The organism is Spirosoma luteolum (assembly GCF_054778875.1).
Genome location: NZ_BAAGZE010000005.1, coordinates 334,759 through 361,079, shown reverse-complemented (window position 1 = coordinate 361,079; position 26,321 = coordinate 334,759). Strand labels below are relative to the sequence as shown.

Annotated in this window: 13 protein-coding genes; 10 read left to right on the top strand and 3 right to left on the bottom strand. The window is 59.8% G+C overall.

Going from position 1 to position 26,321, the window contains the following annotated elements; all coding sequences use genetic code 11:
- Window positions 1–36: 36 nt before the first annotated feature.
- Window positions 37–798 (bottom strand): oxygenase MpaB family protein, encoded by a 762-nt coding sequence (locus tag ACYVAC_RS09130; RefSeq protein ID WP_461097320.1) that lies wholly within the window; start codon window positions 796–798, stop codon window positions 37–39.
- Window positions 799–995: 197 nt separating this feature from the next.
- Window positions 996–1,787, bottom strand: a complete 792-nt coding sequence (locus ACYVAC_RS09125) for an OmpA family protein (RefSeq protein ID WP_461097319.1) — start codon at window positions 1,785–1,787, stop codon at window positions 996–998.
- A gap of 194 nt (window positions 1,788–1,981) precedes the next feature.
- On the opposite strand from ACYVAC_RS09125, the gene ACYVAC_RS09120 reads away from it, so the two are divergent.
- The 10 genes from ACYVAC_RS09120 (at window position 1,982) to ACYVAC_RS09075 (ending at window position 23,657) form a co-directional block, all read left to right on the top strand.
- Window positions 1,982–2,836 (top strand): fumarylacetoacetate hydrolase family protein, encoded by an 855-nt coding sequence (locus ACYVAC_RS09120; protein ID WP_461097318.1) that lies wholly within the window; start codon window positions 1,982–1,984, stop codon window positions 2,834–2,836.
- Between the two features lie 237 nt (window positions 2,837–3,073).
- Window positions 3,074–3,898 carry an amidohydrolase family protein gene (locus ACYVAC_RS09115; RefSeq protein WP_461097317.1) on the top strand — a complete coding sequence of 275 codons (825 nt, stop codon included), beginning with the start codon at window positions 3,074–3,076 and terminating at the stop codon, window positions 3,896–3,898.
- A 116-nt stretch (window positions 3,899–4,014) separates the two neighbouring features.
- Window positions 4,015–5,406, top strand: a complete 1,392-nt coding sequence (fucP, locus tag ACYVAC_RS09110) for an L-fucose:H+ symporter permease (protein WP_461097316.1) — start codon at window positions 4,015–4,017, stop codon at window positions 5,404–5,406.
- 2 nt (window positions 5,407–5,408) lie between these two features.
- On the top strand, window positions 5,409–5,735 hold the full coding sequence (locus ACYVAC_RS09105; RefSeq protein ID WP_461097315.1) for an L-rhamnose mutarotase: 327 nt from the start codon (window positions 5,409–5,411) through the stop codon (window positions 5,733–5,735).
- A gap of 459 nt (window positions 5,736–6,194) precedes the next feature.
- Complete coding sequence (locus ACYVAC_RS09100; protein ID WP_461097314.1) at window positions 6,195–8,117, top strand: CocE/NonD family hydrolase; 1,923 nt, start codon at window positions 6,195–6,197, stop codon at window positions 8,115–8,117.
- Window positions 8,118–8,453: 336 nt separating this feature from the next.
- The gene (locus tag ACYVAC_RS09095; RefSeq protein WP_461097312.1) at window positions 8,454–9,647 is read left to right on the top strand and encodes a glycosyltransferase family 2 protein; all 1,194 of its coding nucleotides are present in this window, start codon (window positions 8,454–8,456) and stop codon (window positions 9,645–9,647) included.
- Between the two features lie 226 nt (window positions 9,648–9,873).
- The gene (locus tag ACYVAC_RS09090) at window positions 9,874–10,638 is read left to right on the top strand and encodes a TolC family protein (protein ID WP_461097311.1); all 765 of its coding nucleotides are present in this window, start codon (window positions 9,874–9,876) and stop codon (window positions 10,636–10,638) included.
- A gap of 1 nt (window position 10,639) precedes the next feature.
- The gene (locus ACYVAC_RS09085; RefSeq protein WP_461097310.1) at window positions 10,640–12,829 is read left to right on the top strand and encodes a GumC family protein; all 2,190 of its coding nucleotides are present in this window, start codon (window positions 10,640–10,642) and stop codon (window positions 12,827–12,829) included.
- Between the two features lie 106 nt (window positions 12,830–12,935).
- Window positions 12,936–19,613 carry an amino acid adenylation domain-containing protein gene (locus ACYVAC_RS09080; protein WP_461097309.1) on the top strand — a complete coding sequence of 2,226 codons (6,678 nt, stop codon included), beginning with the start codon at window positions 12,936–12,938 and terminating at the stop codon, window positions 19,611–19,613.
- Window positions 19,614–19,616: 3 nt separating this feature from the next.
- Window positions 19,617–23,657 (top strand): non-ribosomal peptide synthetase, encoded by a 4,041-nt coding sequence (locus ACYVAC_RS09075; RefSeq protein ID WP_461097308.1) that lies wholly within the window; start codon window positions 19,617–19,619, stop codon window positions 23,655–23,657.
- Between the two features lie 62 nt (window positions 23,658–23,719).
- Here the strand turns inward: ACYVAC_RS09075 and ACYVAC_RS09070 are convergent, their stop codons facing one another.
- Complete coding sequence (locus tag ACYVAC_RS09070) at window positions 23,720–26,245, bottom strand: glycosyltransferase family 2 protein (protein WP_461097307.1); 2,526 nt, start codon at window positions 26,243–26,245, stop codon at window positions 23,720–23,722.
- Window positions 26,246–26,321 lie beyond the last annotated feature (76 nt).

Here is a 26,321-nt window from a genome sequence, read left to right as displayed (position 1 = left end):
GAAGTGAGAAAAGGGTAAATGCTTGCCGGGTCACCGTCAGGCAGCCCGGTCAAGGTCACGAATCTGGGCCAGATAGGCCGTGGGCAACAGGATACGCTGTACAACCGACCGGAGTCGCAGGGCATTCAGGAGTTTATACAAACCAAGGGTGTGGGGCAGTACCGGATCGGGCTGCATGGCCAGGTGTTGCCGCACAACATCGGGCACCAGAATCGACTGTACCTGCCGCAGCAGGTTATAGCGCCAGCTGCCTAGCTGCTCGCGATAGCGCGCGAAGAGTTGGTCGGTAAAGGCTGAGGGCGCCAGGTCGTGCTGCAGGTGAATGGCCCGGTCTGCTACCCAGTCGGCATAGGTGATGGGCAGGTCGGGAACGCCCATGCCTGCCCCAACCGCCCGGAAGGTATCGAACAGCTCGGTCCGTTCGGCGTCGGTCAGGGGGCGGTGCAGCAGGGTGTAGGCGCGCTCCGAATAATCGATCAGCATATACAGTACATCGCGGTAGGCCCAGTCGGGAATGGCGTACCCGCGTTTGGTTTCTACGCCCGCATGAATGGCGCTCATGCGGGCAATGGCCTGCCGGGCCTGCGCGTCGGGCGCAAACACGATCTCCTGCGCGTAACGAACCGTTGAGAAAAGCCGGGCGATCGGGTCAGCGGGGAGTTTACCGGTAAAAAAAAGCCAGTCGACAGCCTTATTGAGCGCAAACTCAGCGGCCGATCCGGCAAAAACGAGCAGAATCACATCGGCATCGCCCCAGATACGGCGTACAATGGAGCCGGGCCGAACGAAGTAGGTCATGGGGCAGGGTTCAGTTTACAGTTTTTAGTTTGGACTTTTCAGTTTACGGTTTTCGGCTGTGGTTTGGGGTTTTCAGTGTTGGCAGGGGCAGGGTAGTGGCCGGGTAGCGCAGCGCGCCTGACCACGCCCGAAGAACCGAAAACGGTATACTGAAAACTGTATACAGTATACCGTGTACCGCACACTGAAAACCGACCTTACATGGCTAATACAACGAATTCGACCCGCCGATTCATACGTTTGTTTTCTTCGGTATCGTTGGGGGCTACGGGCTGGGTATCGCCAAGGCCCCGGGCTTCCAGTCGCTTTTCGGCGATGCCCGCCCGAATCAGATACGACTGGATAACCTTGGCTCGGTTTTCAGACAGGGCCTGATTCAGCCGGCGATCGCCTACATTATCGGTATGGCCGGCCACCATGATCACCAGCGTGGGCTGACTGCGCAGGGTCTTCACCAGTTTATCGAGCTGGGGGTACGATTCGGGGCGCAGTACGTAGCTGCTCTGGTCGAAATACACATTATCGAGCCGGACGGCTGCGTTGACACGCAGGTTCCGAAATACCGAGTCGGGTCTGGCGGGTGGGGGCGAGGCTTTGCTGGTCACTACGGCCGTAGCCCGGTCGAGTCGGATAATGTATTCGTAGTCGGGGCAGGTATCGCACGACACGACCATCAGCTCTTCGGCCTCCTGATAGCCGGGCGACGCGGCCACCACGTTCAGCGTATCGGTTCGGGTAAGTACAAACGTGAAGCCGGTGTTGCCCTGACTGCGGCCCGAAAATGTTTTATGGGCCTGCAGGGCCGTTACCGAGAACTGAGCCGTCAGCAGGGCGGCCGTCTGGCTGTCGACTGCTTTGAGCGAAAAGGTTGTTGGCTGGCTTCGGGCCGGTTTCCTGGGCTGAGCACCAGCCGCAAACGCCAGCAGGAAACCAGCCAGTAACACACAGAACATCCGGCTGTCGAACCGGAAACGGTAAAAAACAAGCATAACGGCACGTGTTGGTTGCGCGGGCCCGGCGCGGTTCGGTTGCCCGTCTGAATCAGGCACCTAAGTACGGTAAAAAAAGCCGGACCGACCACCGGCGCCCGTGTGCCCGGGCGGGTTGCTTCCTCAGATTATTGACCCGGTTATGGTTAAAGCATCCGGCTGGTTTACTTTTGGGCAAAAGCCTGAATTTACGCATGAAACTTTTCCGCTTTGGCCCCGAGGGGCACGAACGTCCGGGTGTGGTCCTGTCGACGGGTCAATCGATCGATGTAACGCATTTCGGTGAAGACTACGACGAGTCGTTTTTCGCCACCGACGGCCCCGCCCGGCTGGCCCACTGGCTCACGGCCCACGCCCCCAACTGCCCGGCCGTCGATCCCGATACGCGGTTTGGCCCCTGCGTCAAACGCCCCTCCAAAATTGTCTGCGTGGGCCTCAACTACGCCAAACACGCGGCTGAAACCAACGCACCCATTCCGGCCGAACCCATTCTATTCTTTAAGGCTACCACGGCCCTGTGTGGCCCCAATGACGATGTGGTGATTCCAAAAGGGTCAGAGAAGACCGACTGGGAGGTCGAGCTGGCCATCATCATCGGCAAGAAAGCCAGCTACGTCGAACGCGACGAGGCTATGGATTACATTGCCGGCTACGCCCTGCATAACGACTACAGCGAACGGGCCTGGCAACTCGAACGCGGTGGCCAGTGGGTGAAGGGTAAAAGCGCCGATACGTTTGCCCCCCTGGGCCCCTACCTGGTTACGACCGATGAGATTGCCGATCCGAACAAACTGCCACTGTGGCTCACGCTGAACGGCGAGCGGCTGCAGGATTCCAATACCGACGATATGATTTTCGACGTGCCAACGCTCGTCAGTTACATCAGTCAGTTTATGACCCTGCTGCCGGGCGACGTGATTTCGACCGGTACCCCCGCCGGCGTTGGTCTGGGGCTGAAACCACAGCGCTACCTCAAACCCGGCGACGTGGTCGAACTGGGTATCGATGGCCTGGGCCAGCAACGGCAGGTTGCGGTAGGTTACGTCTAAAGAGTGAACGGGCGAAAGAGTGAATGAGCGAAAGTAGCCGTTTCCTGTTTCGTGCCTGGTCGCTTGTTTATCCTCTGGCTTGCTCGGTCACCGGCATCGGTAGTTGCGATTGGGCTTCTGGTAAACTCGACGCCTGTCGGGTAAAAACCCACCGGTGACCGCTCCACCAAGCTCACACCCGTTCACTCGTTCGCCTGTTTACGCTCTTTCATTCTTTCACTCTTTCGCTCTTTGCTCATGACCATCGACGCTCACCAGCATTTCTGGCAGTATGATCCGGTACGCGACAGCTGGATAACCGACGATATGGCGATTATTCAACGCGATTTTATGCCGGCCGATCTGGAGCCGGTGCTGGCTCAGAATGGGATCGATGGCTGCGTAGCGGTGCAGGCCGATCAGTCGCCGGCCGAAACCGAATTTCTGCTCAACCTGGCCAGTGCGTACGACATAATCAAAGGCGTGGTGGGTTGGGTCGATTTGCAGGCGCCCGACCTGAGCGAACAGCTAAGCCGCTGGTCGACGTACCCGAAGCTAAAAGGGTTCCGGCACGTGGCGCAGGGTGAGCCCGTCGATTTTCTGACCCGCCCTGCTGTGGTAGCCGGTATCGGGCAACTGGCCCCGTTCGGATTCAGCTACGATATTCTGATTTACCCGACCCAGCTGAAAGCCGCCCTGCACCTCGTTCGGGCCCTGCCCGAGGTGCGTTTCGTGGTCGACCACCTGGCCAAACCGTATGTCCGGACGGGAGAGATCAACCGCTGGTCGAATTTCATGACCGAACTGGCCCGTCAACCCAACGTCAGCTGCAAGCTGTCGGGGCTAGTTACCGAAGCCGATTGGCAGCACTGGAACAAGAAAACCTTTTTTCCGTACCTCGACGTGGTTTTCGAGCAATTTGGCCCCGACCGGCTGCTGTTTGGTTCCGACTGGCCGGTTTGTCTGGTCGCAGCCGATTACACGCAGGTCAAAACCCTGATCGAAGACTACCTCGCACCCTGGGGCGACGACGTACGGAGCCGGATATTCGGCGACAACGCTATGGCCTTTTATCGGTTGTAGCACCCGCCACGCTGGCCGGGCCACGCTGGCCGGATCGCATTAGTTCGATCCGCGTGGCCCCAGTGCGCACGTATTACTTTTACCCAAATTACTCATCCTAAACCAATCGGTCGATTATGGCATTACCAACGCCAACAACGCCAGTTAAACTCAAGTCGGGTGCCGGCGGCAACTATGGCCTGGCGTTCGCGCTTGTAACCAGTTTGTTTTTTCTGTGGGGCCTGGCCAACAGCCTCAACGGCTCGCTGATCAAGCAGTTTCAGATTGCGCTCGACCTCAACCGGTTCCAGGCCGGTATCGTCGATTTCGCGTTTTACCTGGGTTACTTTTTTATGGCGTTGCCGGCGGGCTATGTCATGCGTCGGTTTGGCTACAAGCGGGGTATTCTGCTGGGCCTGATTCTCTACGGGGGCGGAGCCTTTCTATTCTACCCGGCGGCCGAAGCCCGCGTCTACGGCTTTTTTCTGGTCGCCCTGTTCACCATGGCCTGTGGCATTGCCTGCCTCGAAACGGCGGCTAACCTCTACGTAACGGTGCTTGGCGATCCGGCTAAATCGGAGTGGCGACTGAATTTCTCGCAGTCGTTCAATGGCATCAGTATTATCATGGGCCCCATCATCGGCGCGCTGTTTATCTTCTCTAAAACCGAATACACCCCCGAGATGCTGACGAGCATGGCGCCCGCCGAAGCCGAAGCCATTCGGGTGCAGGAGGCCCTGTCGGTGCAGGGGCCGTACCTCGTGATCGGAACCATCATCGCGCTCGTAACGCTGCTCTTTGCCATTACCAAGATGCCCGAAGTGGGTGCCGAAGAAGAGCAGGCTGCGGGCAATATCCCCATTCTGGGGTTGTTTCGCCATCGCCACCTGACCCTCGGCGTGATCGCGCAGTTTGCCAACGTGGGTGCGCAGGCCGTGTTGTGGGGCTATTTCGTCGACCTCAAACTCGACTTCTCCCGCGATACCCACTGGGCGCTGGCCGAAGGCTACATGCACCTGATCAATGGCCTGACGGGCGGATCGAATGAATTGTCGGCCACGCAGATCGCCGGCTTCCACGCGTCGTTTGCGCTGGTGCTGCTCATGCTTGGCCGGTTTGTCGGTACGTTTCTGATGACCCGCATGAAGCCCAACCGGGTACTGACCATCTTCGCCATTGGTGCCGTGGTCATGGTGGCCATTGCCATCGCGTTTGGTGGGCTGGTAGCCGTAATCGCGCTGAGCTTCACTTATTTCTTCCAGAGCATCATGTTCCCGACGATCTTCGCGCTGGCCACCAAAAATCTGGGCGTCGAGTCGAAAATTGCGTCATCGCTGGTCATCATGAGCATTGTGGGCGGGGCTGTTATGCCGCTGGTGGCCGGTGCCCTGTTTGCCAGTGGGGCTGTGTATGCGCTGATCGTGCCGCTGGTGTGCTTTGCCTACATCGTGTTTTTTGCGGCCAACGGCTCGCAGATCAAGTCGGGTGATGTGTTTAACGCCGATAGTCCGGCCGAACTCGTTCCGTAAGTATGCGCTACTGTCTTGCTCTCGACCTAAAAGACGATCCGGCCCTTATTGCCGAATACGAGCGCCAGCACGAGAAAATCAGCCCGGCTATTGAAGCCAGCATCCGCGATGCGGGTATCACCGATATGCAGATTTTCCGGGTCGGCACGCGGCTGTTCATGATTATGGAAACCGACGAGACGTTCTCGTTCGAACGGAAGGCCGCCATGGACGCAGCCAACCCCGCCGTGCAGGCCTGGGAAACCTTCGTCGATCAGTTTCAGCAGCGTCTGCCCTTCGCCAAAGACGGCGAGAAGTGGGTGCTGATGCAGCCGATTTTTTCGCTTTGATCGTTGGCCCGCGGATGGGGGCAGATGGTGCGGAGTAACGTAGCTATGTAGCAGCGACGATCCGTACCATTCGCTCAATCTGCGGGCCATGTCATGTATAAACCCCACTGCTGGCCTGTGAGCGCACTTTTGGGGTTTTCGCTATCGACTGGCTGGTTATCCCCTCGGCGGTGATTACTGACTACAAACCGCAGCACCAGTATACTAACCTCCTCAATGAAAGGTAGCCGCCAGACCATCAACTCAATCGAAACCGGGCCGCTATGTACCGTCGACAGTGCTGGCGCTCAAACTAGCCCCGGTTTTCGAGTGCCCCGTCGAAGCCTTGTTCCAGTTAGACGAGACAGACTGAGGATGAACGGCCATTTATCCGGGTGAGCCGGCGCTATTTGTTAACCGAAACCGGGCGGGCGTCTTATCTTTACCCCCCATCCAATACCCTCTAAAAACATCAACTCCATGAAACGATGGCTGCTTAGCCTGTCGGTGTTCGCGCTGTCTGTGACAGCCCGGGCGCAGACCCCTCCCGCCAACCCCTTCGTACGCGACAACTTTCAGAAGATGGAAGTCGATATTCCCATGCGCGACGGAGTCAAGCTGCACACCAATATCTACGTGCCCAAAGACGCGTCGGGCAGCAACAAGTATCCGTTTCTGATGCAGCGCACCTGCTACAGCGTGGCTCCCTACGGGGCCGATGCCTACCCCAACAGTCTGGGCCCGTCGGGTACGCTGATGCGCGACAAATACATTTTTGTGTACCAGGATGTGCGCGGCCGCTGGATGTCGGAAGGCACCTGGACCAACATGACCCCGACCGTAACGGATGGCCCGTCGGATGCTACGCAGAAGAAGCGGGGTAAAGCCCCGGCCCGGCAGTCGGCTATGGCCGTCGACGAAAGCTCGGATACGTACGACACCATCGAATGGCTGCTCAAAAATGTGCCGAACAACAACGGCCGGGTCGGGCAGTGGGGTATCAGCTATCCTGGTTTCTACACCATTGCCGGGGCGGTGGCCGCACACCCGGCGCTGAAAGCCTCGTCGCCCCAGGCCCCCGTGTCGGATTTCTTCTTCGACGATTTCCACCACAATGGCGCTTTCATTCAGGCTTATCTGTTCACCTTCCCCGTATTCGGCGTGCAGCACCCTGGGCCAACCACTAAGCCCTGGTACGCCAGTCAGGTAATCAATACTGGCACGAAAGACGGTTATCAGTGGCAGTATGACCTTGGCCCCCTCAAAAACGCCGACAAATACTACAAAGACAACTTTTACTGGCAGGAGACCGTGGAGCATCCCAACTACGACGAATTCTGGCAGAAGCGCAGCATCATTCCGCACCTGAACAACATGCGGCCGGCGCTCATGACGGTGGGTGGCTGGTTCGACGCCGAAGATCTCTACGGTCCGCTGACGATCTACAAAACGGTCGAGAAAAATAACCCCAATACCTACAACACGCTGGTCATGGGGCCCTTCGGTCACGGCCGCTGGTCGCGCGAAACGGGCCACACACTGCACAGCAACGTGTATTTTGGCGATAGCATTGCCACCTTCTATCAGCGCAACATCGAAGCGAAATTCTTCGACCACTTCCTGAAAGGGGCGGGCGATGGTAAAACCGGCCTACCCGAAGCTTACCTGTTCGACACGGGGGCCAAAGCCTGGAAAACCTTCGATAAATGGCCGGCTGCGGCTGCCCAGCCCATGCAGTTCGCGCTCAGCAGCAGCGGCCGGCTGCAGACCGGTAACACCGGCAGTACCAGTACGTTTTCGGAGTTTGTCAGCGATCCGATGAAGCCGGTGCCGTATACCGAAGACAACACCACCACTACGGGCTTCACCCCCCACAACTACATGTCGGAAGACCAGCGGTTTGCGAGCCGGCGTCCCGATGTACTGACGTTCCAGACCGACGTGCTGACCGAAGACATGACCGTGGCGGGCGAAATTCTGGCCAAACTGAACGTGAGCACCACCGGCACCGACGCCGACTGGGTCGTGAAAGTAATCGACGTGTATCCGCCCGACGAGCCCAACCACCCCTATATGCCTAACAAGAACGTGGTGCTGGGCAATTATCAGCAGATGGTACGGTCGGAAGTGATGCGCGGTCGGTTCCGCAATTCGTTCGAAAAACCCGAACCGTTCGTAGCCAACCAGCCAACCCCCGTGACGGTCAAACTGCAGGACGTGCTGCATACGTTCCGGAAAGGACACCGCATGATGGTGCAGGTACAAAGCACCTGGTTCCCGCTGATCGACCGGAACCCGCAGAAGTATGTCGAGAATATCTACAAGGCCGATGCCGCTGATTTTCAAAAAGCTACGCACCGGGTCTACGACAACTCGGTGGTCGAGTTTTCGGTGCTGAAGTAACATAAAAGGACCGCTTTGGCGGCTACAGACAAGGCAGGGGGCACCACAATTGGAGCTTCCTGCCTATTTTTTGTCTGAAAACGGGATTTGTGTAACCTGGACGCGAATGTAAAGTCCTAATGATAGTTTCAGGACAGACCAAGGCACCGTTTACTCATACGGAGCCGCTGCAGAGACCGGTTAGCAGATTTTGTTGGTTCGGTGCCAAATAAAAGTCCAAATTTCGAATTGGAAGTCGTTACTGCCCCGCGTTAGTGCTTGTATTCTGATCTGATCTAAGCGTCATGCCGACGACGAAAGCCGGCGCCAAACCCATCGAACCGAAAGGCCTTAGCCATGTTTGCACTTCATTGCGTTTACCTGCTCATTCTTACGTTTCTGGCACTCAACGTGCTTTACCTGGCTGTATTCGCCATGGCGGGTCGGCTGGGCCGCGCCGATGATGCCTACCCGGCCACGCTGCCCGTGACGCACCGCAAAATCGGTGTGCTGATTCCGGCCTACAAAGAAGATGCCGTTATTGTCGAATCCGTGACGGCCAACCTGCGGCAGCGTTACCCGGCCGATCGGTTCGAACTGATTGTGATTGCCGATTCGATCCAGCCCGCCGTGCTGAAACAACTGGCCGACATGCCCATCCGCGTCATTCCCGTTTCGTTTGAGGTATCGACCGTATCGAAAGCCATCAATGCTGCCCTGGCGCAGATTCCGGCCGGGCAGTACGATATCCTGATGGTTGCCGATGCGGATAACCACATGGCTACCGACTTTCTGGAGCGTATCAACACGGCCTTCAGCCAGGGCTGGCGGGCCGTGCAGGGCCACCGCGTGGCCAAGAATACCAATACGGGCGTGGCCGTTCTCGATGCGATCAGCGAAGAAATCAACAACCACATGTGGCGCAAGGGAAGCCGGGCGCTTGGTCTGTCGTCGTCGATTATCGGCTCGGGCATGGCGTTCGAGGCTGAACTGATGCGGGCCGGTATGGCCAGCCTGCATACCATGGGTGGGTACGACAAGGAACTGGAAATGAACGTGATTCTGGCGGGCAACCCCATCGGCTATCTCGAAGATGCGTATATCTTCGATGAAAAAGTAGCCAACAAGGCGGTGTTTGAAAACCAGCGTACCCGCTGGATTGCCGCACAGTGGCAGTTTCTGACCCATTATTTCCGCCCCGGCCTGATCGAACTGGCTGCGGGCCGGCTGCACGGCGGGTTTAAAATGCTACAGGCATTAATTTTGCCTAAAGTGTTGCTGCTGGGAATAATGGGAATCTGTTCGGTAATCGGTTTGCTTGATCCAAACCCCACCGTGCAACTGATGGCGCCTGTCCTGTTGCTGCTGCTGGGTATGGCCCTGCTGCTGTCGGTACCGGCCTACCTCTGGAAACGGCTGACGCTGCGGGAATTGTTGCTGATTCCGGTGCTCATGCTGAGCTTCGCCAGAGCCGTGCTGAATATGCGAAAGGCGTTCAAACGATTCATGCACACGCCACACACGGGCTCGCCCGACGTACGGGTTCCCTGAGGGGTTCGCCCGCCGGAGGGTAAAAAAGAGACCAGGTGTGACAGGTGTAGGGAACAAGCGTCATAAGAGCAGATACGCCTATCGAACTAATAGAGCAAAATCCTCAAACCAGCATTGAACCAGTCCGCAATGAATCGGACTGAACCACGTGAATCACAAAACAAGGAGTATGAAATCGGTTTGGGGTAGGAGAGTGACAAAACGTAGTGGCTGGTTGATACTGTGTATGATGCTTGGTGGTTTGACGCTAACCGGGGCGCAGGCCCAGCAGCGCAGTGTACGGGGGCTGGTTTCCTTCGGTCAGTCGGCGGGTCTGGCGGGCGATACGCTTTTTCTGGACATCGATAAAGACATTGCCGTACAGTTGCTGCCATTCGATGAACTGGTCAAAATTGCCACCAACTATTCGCCCCTGCTGAAATACTACAACGAGGTGTCGAACGCCCTGTCGGCCGCAACCGATGTGACCAAGACCCAGATTCTGCAGAACGTATCGGGCTACGCGACCTACTCCAACGGCAACCAGGCGATTTTGTCGACGGGAGGAACCACCGCCGATACGCGGGGCAACCAGATCGCCAACGGCTACCGTGTCGGGGTCGATGTGCGGCTGCCGATCTACGAAGTGTTTGGGCGCAAACACCTGATCCGGCAGGCGACCGCCAACCACAAAGCATCTCTGATTCAGCGCGACATCGCGATTCTGGATCTGAAACGGCAGCTGATCGGTATCTATCAGGACATGATTACGGCGCAGCAGGTGCTCAAGACCCGGCTGCTCGATGAGCAGGCGTCGCTGGCGGCTTACCGCATTGCCGAGGTTGAGCTGCAGCGGGGGCGCGGTACGGCTGAACTACTGGCCGGCGCCACCAACCGCTACGTCGAAACGAAATCGGTATCGGAACAGGTGAAGGGCGAATTTTTGAAGAATGTGCATTATTTTGAAACCCTGATGGGTGTTCCGATCCAACGTTTGAAACGCGTCAACTAACATGACATTCGAGGCATTACTGCGTCTCTTTAAACAGAGTCTGCTCTGGTTTATCCTGTTTCCGGTCATCACGGCCGGAACGGCCTGGTTTGTGACGCGCGACACACTCAAAACCTACCGGTCCGATGCGTCGCTGTATACCGGGCTGGCCTCGGGCTATACGCTGCTGACCGACCGGCTCGGTCAGTCGATGGACCGTTCGGCCAGTGCCTTCGATAACCTGCTCTCAACGCTGTACTCCAAAGAGAACCGGTTGCAGGTAGGGGTAAGCCTCCTCAACGACCACCTCCGCCTGCGCCAGCCCGATACGCTTGTGCTGGGTGCCGCCGGATTCGACGCGCTGCACAAAGCCATTCCGGCCGACTGGCAGCCGTTTCTGCTGAACGAAAGCGACTCGGTTCGGCTCTGGACCCGGCTCGACAGTTTGTCGAAAACGCCGGGCGATAACCCTGTGAAGGAGCTGCTGCTCAAATCATCGCTGCCGTATTCGATCAATACGCAGGCCGACAAGCTGAAAGCCGAAGCCCGCAAGAATACCAACGACGTGCTGCTGATGGAGTACGAAGCCAACGATCCGGCTGTTGCCCAGCAAACGCTTCGCTACACCATCGACGTGCTCAATCGGCGGAACTCATTCTTCAAAACCTCCGAAACGAACTCGGTTGTCACCTACTACGAAGACCGGCTGAAAAAAGCCAAGGCGACCCTGGACGCAGCTGAGGGTCGGCTCCGCGCGTTTCAGGTGCAGCACAAGGTGCTCGACTACGACGAAGAGGCCCGGACCGTAGCTTCCGGACGCGAATCGCTCGATCAGGCCTATAACCAGGAACTGATGCGACGCAACGCGGCCAAAGCGGCTGTGGATGCGCTGGCCCGGCAAATGGCCCAGCAGGGCAAGCTCTCGACCGTAACCAACGATCTGAACGAGAAGCAGCGCAAACTGACACAGGCCGAAAGCCAGCTGGCTAACGCCAAAGCCTATGGACAGCCCAGATCAGTGCTGACCCGGCTGCAGGCCAATGTCGATCAGATGTCGGAAGATCTGAAGTCCAGCGCACAGAAGTATTACTCGGCCAACAACTCGCCCGAAGCTGTACCGCAGCAGACGATGGTGAACGAGTGGATGCAGAAGACGCTCGAATACGAAGAATCGTCGGCGCGGCTTAAATCATACGAGAAGCAGCGGGGCGAATACCAGGTTAAAACAAATGCCTACAGCCCGCTGGGTTCGCAGCTTCGGCAGCTGAACCGGGATGTGGAAGTAGCTGAAAAGGAATATTTTGCGCTGCTCCAGAACGTAGAGCAGTCGCGCACCCGTCGGCAGGATGTAGCCGTCGGGGGTAAGCTCGAAGTACTCGATGCGCCCGACTACCCGCTGGTGCCCCTGTCGTCGAAACGGATGCAGCTGGTAGGGCTGGGCGCTGGCGTGGGCATTTTTCTGGCGCTGTTGCTGATGGCTATCCGGTTCTGGCTCGACAAGCGAATTCAGTCGCCCGAGCAGGCCGAACGTCTGATTGGGCGGCCCGTAACGGCCCTGTTCCCAACGGTGCGCAAGCCGCAGGTGTATTCGAAGGTTACGCGGGCCTCGCGGGCCATGTTCGAGCAACTGCTCAACGCCATCAACATCGAAATCGCGCAGGCATCGGGCAAGCCCTATCCGCCCATCATGACCATTTTCAGCGTACGGGCCAAACAGGGCAAAACCTGGCTGGCCAACGGGCTGATTGATCTGTACGCCAACGCCGATCAGCAGGTGGCCTATTGCTACCCCCGGGCGTCGGCACGGGATCGCCGGCAGGATCGGCCCGGCGTCACGTATTTCCCGTATACCATCCGCCCCGACTTTATGAACGTGACCGGCATCGACTACCTGATCGACGCCGAGCAGTCGTTCGATGCGTCGCAGTACGACCGGATCATTCTCGAACTGCCGTCGCTGATGAGCCACCAGATTCCGGTTTACCTGCTGAAATCGAGTGTGCTGTCGGTCCTGGTCGTTGATGCGCAGAGCGCATGGGGCCGGGCCGAGAAGCAACTGTTGAGTTTATACATTCGGGTTACCAATCAGCCCCTGCTAACGGTGCTGAACCGGGTCGATGATAACTACGTCGATGTGCCGGGACGGGCCGATGCCAGCGAGGTATCGCCCCGGTCTGAACGGACGTTGCAGCCGACCCGCTACGAACGCTGAGCCAACGAAAGCCAGACAGCATGGTGGCGTGGGACGATTGGTGAAGAACGGGACGTGGCCATAAAAACACGTTCCCGCCTGAACACACCTTAAACTGAAAAGGCCTATGTCGGTTTTTACAGACGTTGATACGAACCCGGAATCCGGTGAGCCCCACTTTGTTCACCTGCTGGCCGAGCAAACCGTTCGGCAGCATCCAGACGCCATCGCCATCGAGGCCCAGGGGCAGCAGATCACCTACCGGGAACTCGACGAACGTACCGAGGTGCTGTGTCAGGCTATTCTGTACACGGATCCCGACTCGCTGCAGATCGGCATCAGCACAACACGGACCGTAGAGATGGTAATTGGCGTGATGGCCATTCTGCGGGCTGGCAAAGCGTATCTGCCGCTCGATCCGGCCTACCCCCCGCAGCGGCTCGAGCAGATCATCAGCGATTCGGGGATGCGCTCGTGTCTGACCACCGGGCACGACAAGGCCCTGTTCAGCAGCCTGCCCATCACGCTTATCGAATCCGACCAGCCTCCCCGCTATCCAGATCAGCTCGTGCCGGTGCAGGGTAACCGGGCATTTGTGCTGTATACCTCCGGATCAACGGGTAAGCCCAAGGGCGTGTGCATGGGCCATGCGCCCCTGCTTAACCTGCTTCACTGGCAGATCCGTGAGTCGGTGGCCGGGTTTGGCACCCGCACCCTGCAGTTTTCTCCGCTCAGCTTCGATCCCTCGTTCCTGGAGTTTCTGGCCACGTTTGCCACCGGCGGTACACTCGTGCTGATTACCGAAGAGCAGCGACTCGATCTCGATAGTCTGCTGGTGTTCATCGACGAGCAGCGCATCAACCGGCTCTTTCTGCCCTTTGTGGCGCTCCAGTATCTGGCCGAAGCTGCTATCCGGCAGCAGCGTTTTCCGCACGCGCTGCAGGAAGTGATGACGGCGGGCGAACAACTCAAGATCACTCCGCAGGTCGAGCAGTTTTTTACCGCCCTGCCCGACTGCGTGCTGTTCAACCAGTACGGGCCTACCGAGTGCCACGTGGTTACGCAGCTACGGCTGGAAGGCCACCCCAGCACCTGGCCACGGCTGCCCAGTATCGGTAAGCTTATCGACAACACTACTATGTACCTGGTCGATGAGCAACTCAACGTGTTGCCCGATGGCGAAGTAGGCGAACTGTGCTTCGGCGGGGTCTGCGTGGCCGAGGGCTACCTCAACCGACCCGACCTGACCCGCGAAAAGTTTATTCAGCTTTTGGTGCCCGGCCCGGCTGGTCCGGAGTCGGTCCGCATCTATCGGACCGGCGATCTGGGAAGGCTTTTGCCCGATGGCGTCAACGTCGACTTTCTGGGCCGTCGCGACGATCAGGTCAAGATTCGGGGCTACCGGGTCGAACTGGGTGAAGTCGAAGTGGTACTCAACCATTGCCCCGGCGTAAAACAGGCGGTCGTCATTGCCCGCGAAGGCAGCAATGGGCAGAAACGATTGCTGGCTTACCTGATTGCCGCCGGCGTGCCGGATACACCGGCTGTCCGGCAGGCTGTTGAACAGCAGTTGCCCGACTTTATGATGCCGTCGGCCTTTGTCTGGCTGGACGACTTTCCGAAAACGACGAGCGGTAAGGTCGACCGCAAATTACTGCCCGACCCCGACCGCAAACGGCCCGAGCTGGGTGTTGCCTACCGCAAACCCAAAACCGGCCTGGAGCAGACCATGGCCCGTATCTGGAGCGAACTGCTGCAGATCGACGCGGTGGGCGTCGACGATAATTTTTTTGATCTGGGTGGTAATTCACTGCTGGCGCAGCGGAGCGTAGCGGCCCTGGGCCAGGCGGGTTTGCCGATGCCCATCACCAAACTCTACCAGTTTCCAACCATTGCCGGTCTGGTGCAGTACCTGCAGCCCAACGCTGCGCCGGTTGCCGAACAGCCTACGGCCCGCAAAAAGCCCCAGGCCGATATTGCCGTGATCGGTATGGCGGGGCGATTCCCCGGCGCCGACACGATCGACGCCCTGTGGGAGGTACTGACGGCGGGTCGCGAAACCATCCGGTTTTTCAGCGATGCCGAACTCGATGCCTCGCTGCCGCCGGCCCTCACCCGCGATCCGCTTTACGTAAAAGCGCGCGGCATTGTCGAGGGTGTAGATGAGTTCGACCCCCTGTTTTTCGGACTCACGCCGGCACTGGCTCAGCTGATGGATCCGCAGCAGCGGCTCTTTCTGGAGATAGCCTGGGAAGCGCTCGAACAGACGGGTTACCTGCCTCAACGCTACAGCGGCCGGGTGGGCGTATTTGCCGGTTGCGGCAATAACACGTACTACCTCAACAATGTGCAGGGGCAGCGGCAACTGATCGATCGGGTGGGAGCCTTTCAGGTTTCGACTGTCAATGAGAAAGATTACATCGCGTCGCGGACGGCTTATCAGCTAAACCTGAAAGGCCCCGCCGTCAGCGTTTACTCGGCCTGTTCGACGTCGCTGCTGGCGGTGGCACAGGCCGTACAGAGCATCCGGAGCGGGCAGTGCGAACTGGCCCTGGCCGGTGGTGCCAGCGTAACGACGCCGGTACGGAGTGGCCACCTGTATCAGGATGGGGCCATGCTCAGCGCCGACGGGCACTGCCGCTCGTTCGACGCTGATGCCCGGGGCACCGTTTTCAGCGACGGGGCCGGCGTGGTACTGCTGAAAGAAGCCGAGGCCGCCCGGCGCGACGGCGACACGATCTACGGCCTGATTCGGGGTGTAGGCGTCAACAACGACGGGGGCGGAAAAGCCGGATTCTCGGCCCCCAGTGCCGATGGGCAGGCGGGCGCTATCCGCATGGCGCTCGACGATGCCGGCGTAGCACCGGCTACCATCAGCTATGTCGAAGCACACGGCACGGCTACTCCGCTCGGCGATCCCATTGAGATCGAGGGGCTGACCATGGCGTTTGGCGAACAGGCGCACCACCAGTACTGCGCCCTGGGCTCCATCAAAAGCAACATGGGCCACCTGACGCAGGCCGCCGGGGTCGCTGGTCTGATCAAAACCCTGCTGGGGCTGCACCACCGGCAACTGTTGCCCTCGCTGGGCTTCGAGCGGCCCAACCCGGCCATCAATTTTGTCGACAGTCCGTTTTTTGTCAATACCCGGCTCGCCGACTGGCCGTCGCCAGCCAGCGGGCAACCCCGCCGGGCGGGTGTCAGTTCGTTTGGGGTGGGGGGCACCAACGTCCACGTTATTGTGGAGGAAGCCCATACAACTCCCGAATCCGAACCCAGCGTGTCGGCGCGGCCGGCGCAGCTGCTGACCTGGTCGGCTAAGACAGCCACGAGCCGCGATGCCTACGCCGAACGCCTGGCCGACTGGCTGAAGGCTAATCCGGCCGTAGCGCTGGCCGATGTTGCCTATACGCTCCAGACCACCCGGGCCGATTTTCGGTTTCGGCGCTTTGCCGTAGTTGATACGGATACCGACCCCGCCACCGAGCTGTCGGCGCCGGCTGCGGGGGCATCGCCCGAGACGGCCCCCGATGATGTTGTGTTTCTGTTTCCGGGGCAGGGCGCCCAAAGCCTGAACATGGGGCGGGCGCTGTACGAAAACGAACCGGTATACCGGGATGCGGTCGATCGGTGCACGGCTCTGCTGCAAACCCGGCTGGGGCTCGATATCCGGTCGGTGATCTACCCCGATCGGGCCGATGCAGAGGCCGAGCAGCGGCTGCGCAACACGCGCTACACCCAGCCCGCGCTGTTTGTGGTAGAGTATGCACTGGCCCAGCTCTGGATGAGCTGGGGCATTCGGCCTACTATCCTGTGTGGGCACAGTGTGGGCGAGTTCGTAGCAGCACAGCTGGCGGGAATCTTTACGCTGGAGGATGCCCTTATGCTCATTGCCACGCGTGGACAGCTGGTGAGCGAACAGCCCACAGGCAGTATGCTGTCGGTACGGCTGGGGGCCGATGCCGTGCGGGCTATGCTGCCCGACACGCTGTCGGTGGCCGCTGTCAACAGCCGCAGCCTGTGCGTGGTGGCCGGCCCCGATGAACATATTGCCGATTTCGCCCGCCTGCTCGACGGCCAGGACGTACCCAATCGGCTGCTGTTGACGAGCCACGCCTTTCACTCGGCCATGATGGACCCGATTGTTGAGACGTTTGCCGAAGTGGTGGCGGGGGTGACCCGGCAACGACCTACTACGCCGATCGTATCGACGCTGACGGGAACGTGGCTGACCGATGAGCAGGCGACCGATGCGCAGTACTGGGGCGACCACCTCCGGCAAACGGTTCGGTTTGCCGATGCGCTCGATACGCTGGCTGCGCTCGACAATCCGCTGCTGTTCGACATTGGACCGGGGCAGACGAGCGCGACCCTCGCCCGTCAGCAGCTAACCGGCAAATCCATGCCGGTCATAGCGGCCTGGCCAGGCAACGGCGACTGGCCCAGCACCAACCGCGCTCTGCTGACCACGCTGGGTAACCTCTATCTGGCCGGGCTGACGCCCGCCTGGATCGCCCTCTACGCAGACCAGTCGCGCCGACGGCTCCGGCTGCCCGGCTATGCCTTCGACCGGCAGCGCTGCTGGGTCGATCCAGTAGCGACTACCGAAGTGCCTGCGATGCCCACGAACGGGGCCTCGGAAGTAGCCTCTTCTGATCATCCACAACCCATACACGTTATGAATCGAACCACTGTACTGATCCAGCGGATTCGGGACTTACTGGACGATGCCTCGGGTATCGACATGACCGATCTGGAACCAAACCAGAATTTTCTCGAACTCGGCTTCGACTCGCTGCTGCTGACCCAGGTAGCGATTACCCTGAAGAATGAGTTTGGGGTGCCGCTCACCTTCCGGCAGCTGACAGGCCAATACGATACGGCAGCCAAACTGGCCGATTACCTCGACCAGGTGCTACCGGCCGAGGCCTTCCGGCCGGCCCAACCCGCCCCCGCGCCGGTGGCCGCTCCCGTAGCGGTACCCGCTTCTATGCCAATGGCCGACAGTCAGCCGCTCGTGGCGGGCAGCGACACCGCGCTGGGACTGATTGCCCAGCAGCTGCAGTTGCTGGGGCGTCAGATCGCCCTGCTGCAGGGTGGCGGAGTGCCCGTAGCGGCTCCTGTGACTGCCGCTGTAGCCGCGCCGGCCCCTGTCGCGCCCGTACCCACACCCGTGGCGGCTCCGCAGCCTGTTCGGACGGTTAGCCCGGCGGCCGACCTGACGCCCGAAGAAGTGGCCGAACACAAGAAACCCTTCGGCGCTACGGCCCGCATCGAGCGGCAGGCCACCGGATTATCGGCCGCGCAGGCTTTGTTTCTGCGCGAACTGACCGACCGCTACACCCGTAAGACCAGCCGCAGCAAAGCTTATGCCCAGCAGCACCGGGCCCAGATGGCCGATCCCCGCGTGGTGTCGGGCTTCCGGCCCCTGACTAAAGAAATCGTGTATCCGCTGGTGGTGAATCGGTCCCGGGGCAGCCACCTGTGGGATATCGACGGGAATGAATACATCGATGCCCTCAACGGCTTCGGCTCCAACATGTTTGGCTACCAGCCCGACTGGATCCGCGAAACACTGCACGAGCAGATCGACGCCGGCTACGAAGTGGGGCCGCAGCATTACCTGGCCGGCGAAGTGAGCCGGCTGGTGTGCGAACTGACCGGCAGTGACCGGGCTGCGCTGTGCAATACGGGTTCCGAAGCGGTGCTGGGCGCCATGCGCGTGGCCCGTACCGTTACGGGGCGGTCGCTGATCGTGGCCTTCTCGGGTTCGTACCACGGCATCGTCGACGAAGTACTGGTCCGCGGCTCCAAAAAGCTGAAGTCGTTTCCGGCGGCTCCGGGTATTATGCCCGAATCCGTCCAGAACATGCTGATTCTGGACTACGGAACCGACGAAACGCTGCGGATCATTCGCGAACGGGCGCACGAACTGGCGGCCGTACTGGTCGAGCCGGTGCAGAGTCGCCGACCCGAGTTTGTACCGATCGAGTTTCTGAAAGCCGTACGGGCCATTACGGAAACCTCGGGCACGGCCCTGATTTTCGACGAGGTGATCACCGGTTTCCGGTCGCACCCCGGCGGCACACAGGCCCTGTTTGGGATACGGGCCGATATGGCTACCTACGGCAAGGTGGTGGGCGCCGGTCTGCCCATTGGTGTTATTGCCGGCAAGCGGTCGTTTATGGATGCCCTCGACGGTGGACACTGGCAGTACGGCGACGACTCTGTACCGGAGGTAGGGGTCACGTACTTTGCCGGTACATTCGTGCGGCATCCGCTGGCGCTGGCTGCGGCCCGGGCGTCGCTGCTGTACATGCGCGAACAGGGGCCTACCCTGCAACAGGAGCTGACCCGTAAAACCGAGAAACTGGCCCGGGCGGTCAACCGGTTTCTGGAAGAGCGGCAGCTACCGATGTTCGTGGCTCACTTCGCGTCTCTCTGGAAGTTGAAGTTTACCGAAGAGGTGCCTTACGGTGAGTTGATTTTTACGCTCATGCGGGAAAAAGGCATTCACATCTGGGATGGGTTTCCCTGTTTTACGACCGAGGCACATACCGATGACGAAATAAATTCGATAGTTTCGGCTTTTATAGATAGTATTAATGAATTGACCGAAGCCGGTTTTCTGCTCGATTCGCCCACGCTACCTGTTCAGGATCAGGCTAAAGCGTTGCCGGCTGACGGAACAGAACCGCCCGTGACGGGTGCCCGCCTGGGTCGGGATCCCGCCGGTAATCCGGCGTGGTTTGTGCCGAACCCCGACCGGCCCGGTACGTACCTTCAGGTCGATTTAATCCCCTGACGAATGCTGGATTCCGCTACTATACAGGTTACGGCTGTTGACTTCAACCCCTTTGCCGGTCCCGAGATTGCGCTGGTGGCTCCTACCACGGAGCCGCAGATCGAAATCTGGACATCGTGCCAGCTGGGTGGGGCCGATGCCAGCCGGGCCTATAATGAGTCGGTTTCGCTGCGTTTTGCGGGCGCGCTCGATCGCAGTGCCCTCGAGCGCGCTGTCGATCAGCTCGTCCGGCGCCATGAAGCGCTCCGGTCAGCGTTCAGTGGCGACGGTCGACAGATGCTGGTATTCGCCGACCTGACCATCCCCGTATCGTTTACCGATCTGGTGGGTCGCCCCGAGGCCGAACAGGGTCAGGTGCTGGCCGACTATGTGAACGCCGACGCGCGCCATACGTTTGATTTGATAAAGGGACCACTGGTACGGTTCGGACTCTTCCGACTGTCGGCCACCGACCATCAGCTGGTGCTGACGGCGCACCACATCGTCTGCGATGGCTGGTCGCTGGGCATTCTGCTGCAGGATCTGGGTACTCTCTATTCGGCTTACGTTCGGCACGAGGTGCCCCGGCTGCCCGAAACGCCCCAGATCAGTGCGTACGGTCGGCAGCAAACCGATTTTGTGGCCAGTCCGGTGTATCGCGAAACGGAGCAGTACTGGATCGATCAGTACCACGACACGGTACCAATACTGAACCTGCCGACCGATTTCCCGCGGCCACCTCTCCGCACGTTTACCAGCAGCCGGCGCGATTACGCGTTGCCGGCCGAACTGGCCGAATCGGTTCGGCGCATGGGCGCCAAAGCCGGTGCCAGCTTTGTGGCCACGCTGTTGGCGGCTTTCGATGTGCTGCTGCACCGGCTTACGGGGCAGGATGATATTGTGGTTGGGCTGCCGGCCGCCGGACAGTCGGCCGCCGATCTGCCCCGGCTGGTGGGCCATTGTGTGCATCTGCTGCCGCTGCGCAGTTTCCCCCGGTCCGAACGGCCGTTTATCGATTTCCTTCACCAGCGCAAAGAAGCCCTGCTGGACGCGTTCGAACACCAGCAGCTCACGTTCGGGAGTTTACTCCGTACCCTCAACCCACCCCGCGACCCGTCGCGCGTGCCGATGGTGCCGGTGATTTTCAACGTCGACCTGGGGCTCGATAATGATGTTCATTTTGAGGGACTGACGTATCGGTTTATCAGCAATCCCCGCCAGTTCGAAACGGTCGAACTGTTTCTGAACGTGGGCGGGTCGATGACCGACATGACCCTGGAGTGGTCTTACAACACGCAGCTCTTTCGGCCCGATACCATCGATCGCATGATGGCCGAGCTGGAGCAGATTCTGCGGGCGGTGGTCGCCGATCCGACCATTCCGCTTGGCGACATTCCGCTGACCAACGCGCTGGCCCTCCAGAACCGGCTCGATGCCTGGAACCGCACTGACGCCGATTACCCGCGTACCCAGCCGCTGCATGCGCTGCTCACCCAGACGGCCCGACGTACGCCGGAAAAAATTGCCCTCATTGTCAACGATCGGCAGCTGACATACAGTGAACTCGATCACGCGTCGAGCCGGGTGGCACATACGCTGCGGGCGGGCGGCCTGACAACGGGGCAGGTGGTTGGCGTCATGCTCGACCGCACCCCCGAACTGCTCATTGCCCTGCTGGCGGTGCTGAAGGCGGGCGCCCTCTACGTGCCGCTCGATCCCGACTACCCGCAGGATCGGATTGCCTTTATGCTGGCCGATTCGGGGGCAGCCCTGCTGCTTACTTCGGCCAAGTATGCCCGGGGCGACCTGGGGATGGCAACACCCGTCCAGACCATCGAAACAGTGCTGAGCCAGTCGGCCGGGCAGCCCATCGATTCGCCCGAAACGGGTGTGGGCAGCCGCGATCTGGCTTATATTCTGTACACGTCGGGCTCGACCGGGCGCCCCAAGGGGGTGCAGATTGAACACCGCAGCCTGGTCAATCTGCTTTACAGCATGCTCGACTGGCCGGGCATCACCGCGCAGGATGTGCTGCTGGGCGTTACCACCGTATCGTTCGATATTGCCGGACTGGAGCTGTACCTGCCGTTGCTGGTGGGGGCCACCCTCGTGCTGGCCGATGCCGAAACCACGCGCGATGGGCGGGCGCTGCTTACGCTGCTGACTGATGGGTCAATCAGCATCATTCAGGCCACCCCCGTTACGTACCGCATGCTGCTGGCGGCTGGCTGGCAGCAGAAACTGCCCCTCAAGATACTGTGCTGTGGCGAACCGCTGCCCAAAGATCTGGCTCAACTGCTGCTGGCCCGCTGCGCTACACTCTGGAACATGTATGGGCCCACCGAAACCACTATTTATTCGACCGGTAAGCAAATTCTGCCTACCGACGACGTAATTACCATCGGGCGGCCCATTCACAACACCCAGGTCTATATTCTCGACGAGCACGGCAACCGCCTGCCCGAAGGCATTGCCGGTGAGCTGTATCTGGCCGGCGACGGTGTGGCGCGTGGCTACCTTAACCGCCCCGAACTGAATACCGAAAAGTTTGTGGCTGACCCATTCAGCGGCCAGCCAGACGCCCGCATGTACCGCACGGGCGATTTGGGCATGTTTACGGCCGATGGCGAAATCAACTGCCTGGGACGTATCGATCAGCAGATTAAAATCCGGGGCTACCGGGTCGAGCCCGGCGAAATCGAACAGGCCCTGCTGCCCGAACCCGGCGTAGGGGAGGTGCTGGTGATGGCCCGCGAAGATCGCCCCGGCGATCAGCGGCTGGTTGCCTACGTGCGCGTGGAGCCTGAACTGACCCCGGCGTTGTTTACGACCCGGCAGGGGGCGTGGCGGGCGCGGCTGCGCGATATACTGCCGGCCTACATGGTACCAGCCGACTTTGTGCGGCTGACCGAATGGCCCATAACCCCCAACGGAAAAATCGACCGGAAGGCGCTGCCCCGGCCCGACGCCCGCCGGTCGGCCGATGCGCTGGTGGCCGACAAGCCCCGTACCGACATCGAGAAGCGGATTGCTTCGATCTGGGCCGAAGCTCTCGGCCATACTGATATCGGGCTGAACGACGATTTCTTCGACCTGGGTGGGCACTCGATGATTGCCGTGCAGGTGATGACGCAGCTGGAAAAAGAAACCGGCCGTCGGCTCCCGCTGTCGACCCTGCTGACGTTCCCGACCATCCAGAAACTGGCGTCGCTCTTCACGTCCGAGGAGCCGGTCAGTCGCTGGAAATCGCTGGTGCCGATCCGGCCCGAGGGCACCAAAGATCCAATATACATCATCCACGGCATCGGACTCAATCTATTGAATTTCAGTAGTCTGGTGGCGTATATGAGTCCCGAGCAGCCCATTTACGGACTACAGGCGCGGGGACTCGACGGTACCGACGAACCATTCGACAGTATCGAAGCCATTGCCAAATTTTACATTAGCGAGGTGCTTCAGCAGAATCCGGAGGGGCCTTACGCCATTGCTGGCTACTCGTTTGGTGGCTACGTAGCGCTCGAAATGGCCCGGCAACTGCAGGCCATGGGCAAGCGCGTCAAGCTGCTGGCCATGTTCGACACCAACGCCGAGGAGTCGATGAAGTATTGGTCGCGGGGGCAGCGGCTGTGGCGCAAGCTGGGCAAACAGTTGCCCAAGCTTTGGTGGATCAGTCAGTCGCTGGTGCGGCAGCCGGCTATGACACTCCGTTACCAGTGGAATTTTGTGGAAGGGCACTGGCGCAACCTGCAGCGGTCGATCGGCTTGTATCAGGAACCGCCCGCCCCGCCCGAACTCGATCACCTGCACCGGATCATGGAAAAGCACGAAATCGCGTTCGACAACTACCGCCTGCGACCTTATGATGGGGTAATTGATCTGTTCAAGGCGCGCATCCGGGTTTATTTCGTGGACGATAACAAGTATCTGGGCTGGAAAAAATTCGCGCTGAAGGGCGTTCGGGTGCATGAGGTGCCTGGCGACCACAAGATGATGATGCTGCCACCCAACGATAAAGTGTTTGCGCAGGTGCTCCAGCAGGCCCTCGACAACTGCGATCAGGACTGACGGTCAGTCAGTTCACTATTCCGACAGGGGGAAGCCATGGCTTCCCCCTCTTGCTGTTCAACCTACCAGCCGCCGGGTCTGACCAGCCCCGCCTGTTTGGGCGACAGCACCAGGCCGCGCACCTCGGGGTAGCGTTCATGAATCAGCTCGATGCCCTCATCGAACCACGCTTTGATCAGATCGGGTGGTAAGCCCGACTGGATGCGGGTCATCAGAATGGGTTTCTGCCGGATTTCGTAGCTCTGATGCATCCGGATGGTGTTGTGTACGGGCTGATAAAGGGCGCCAAATGAGTGGCCCGGTGCCGTTAGGGAGTGCCCTGGCTGGTCGATCAGGGTCAGCCCCAGCCAGTCGACCCAGGCATCGCCGGGGTAGTAGGTGACAATGGTGGAGGAGCGGGCGGGGCACCACAGCCAGCAGCTACCGGCGAGTCCGCAGGCCCGGCTTTGTTCGACCACATGACGCCACGCCTGCGCGTACAAAATCAGGTCGGCTTCGCGGTGGGTACCCCAGTGCCGGGTGGTGTCGTCATATTCGGGCGCAAAGGAAAGCAGTACAGGCTGCTGCCGGGTGGCAATAGCCCCAAAAAAGCGGCCCAGCTGCGCATCGTACTGCCCCCGTCCGACGGCCCGCAGAAAAGTCGTCAGCGCTGCGCCGGGGGCGGGTTCCAGATACAGGAGGGGAAGCTGATTGGGCTGGTCTGACCAGTGCGGCTGTTCGATGGGCTGACCGGGGAGCCAGCGGAGGTGCTGCGGACGAATGACCCGGTAAGGCAACCGGGCCTGGGGCAGGAGCTGGGTGTCGGCGGGCGTTTGCGGATCAGTCAGGCCATAGTAGAAGGGCTGGGTCGAGGCCAGCGACAGCCGGGGAGGCAGTAATCCTTTGCTTTTGACGTGGGTATAGGTGACCAGGCCCGTGGTGAGCAGCAGGATACCACCCAGAAGCGGAATACTCAACAGCCGCAGCTGACGGTAAAGGCCGTAGCGGATTTTCCAGATCAGAATGCGCAGCGTGCGGGCGGCTGGTCGGGCCGACAGCAGCCGGCGCAAAAAGCTACGGGCACCGGCCAGCAGTAATTCCTGTCCAATCAGCACGTTTAGGCTCATAATGAGTACGTTCAGCAGGCCAAATGCGATGATGAGCTGCGAGAATGGGTTGCCTACGGCATAGCGGCCGTAGTGGTACGCGCTGAACCCGATGGCGCCCAGTGTCAGCAGCGCCATAGTCAGATTGGGCAGACACAGCCAGAAATTGTTTTGCGGCCGATCGTCTTTGGGGGTGGGCAGGTAGGGCACCTCGACCCGAAACAGGGTGTACACAATCCCCAGCAGATAAACCCACCAGGTGCCGCTGCTGAGCACACCACCCAGCACATGGAAGCCCGCTTCGTGTTTTTCGATAAGCCACCGCTGGGCATATTGTCGGATAAGAAACGACGTGGCCAGCAGCGGAAAATAAGCTGCAGCAAACACCAGGAGATCGAGCCGGAGCGGCAGCCGCATCAGCACCAGCGACAAAATCGGGATCAGCAGGTCGATGAGCTGGGTCAGGCCCAGCAGGTAATGAAGCGGCAGCATAAAATAATGCAGCCGCTGCCGCCACGAAAACCGGCTGAACAAACGCGGATAGGTGGTAAGAAGCAGTTCAAACGTACCGCGCGACCATTTCAGCTGTTGTTTGTAATAGGCCGAAAGGGTAGCCGGCACCAGCCCGTAGGAGAGCGGGAGCGGTACATAGGTCGACTGCCAGCCGGCTGCGTGGAGCCGCATGGCGGTGTGCATATCTTCCGACAGACCGGGCGCGTGCCCCCCGATGGCGTCGAGGGCGTCGCGCCGGAACGTGCAGTTGGCGCCGATGGCCTGCGCAGTTCCGTAGTTGCTCATCGTGGCCATCATGGGTCCGTAAAAGGTGTAGGTCTGCTCGGCAGCCGCGAAGGCTACCAGGCTTTCCTTTCGATTGTAGTACCCCTGCACACACTGCACAAAGCCGATGTCGGGGTTCTCGAAGTAAGGCAGCACCTGATCCAGGAAATCGGGCACCGGCACATGGTCGGGGTCGAGAATGAGTACGATTTCGCCCGTGGCCTGCCGCAGGGCGTTGTTGATGTTGCCCGCCTTGGCGTCGGTTTTGTCGGTGCGGGTAACGTGGATTACGCCCAGCACCTGGCATTGCTCGCGCAGGTAAGGGTCGTTGGCTTCGTCGCAGAGGTAAGTCGTGTGTGGGTAACGGATGGCCTGGATGGCCCGCAGCGAGTTGAGCACCATGTCGTAGGGCTCGCCCGGGCAGAACGTCGTCATCACATCGACCGTCCAGGTCCGGGTCAGCGGTGGGGGCGTAGGCGGGGCTACCTGCCAGACGTGATACCACTCGTGCAGCAGGCGGAGCAGTTTAAGCCCAATCGACAGGCTCAGCAGCGCGTAGAGCCAGCCCAGTCCCCAGGTGGTGGGCTGCGCGTAGATCCAGACGAAACCACCCATAAACAACAGGCCTACCAGAATAATCAGGCGAACCCGGACAACATCACGGGGCTGGTAGCTGAAATTATAGGCGGCATTGGGCGACGGGTCGGTAAAACGAGGCCATTTCATGCGGAACGGGTTACTGGGCGGATAAGGCAGCGTGGCCACTGGCTCCTGGCCAGTGTGGTCAGGCGAATATAAAGGG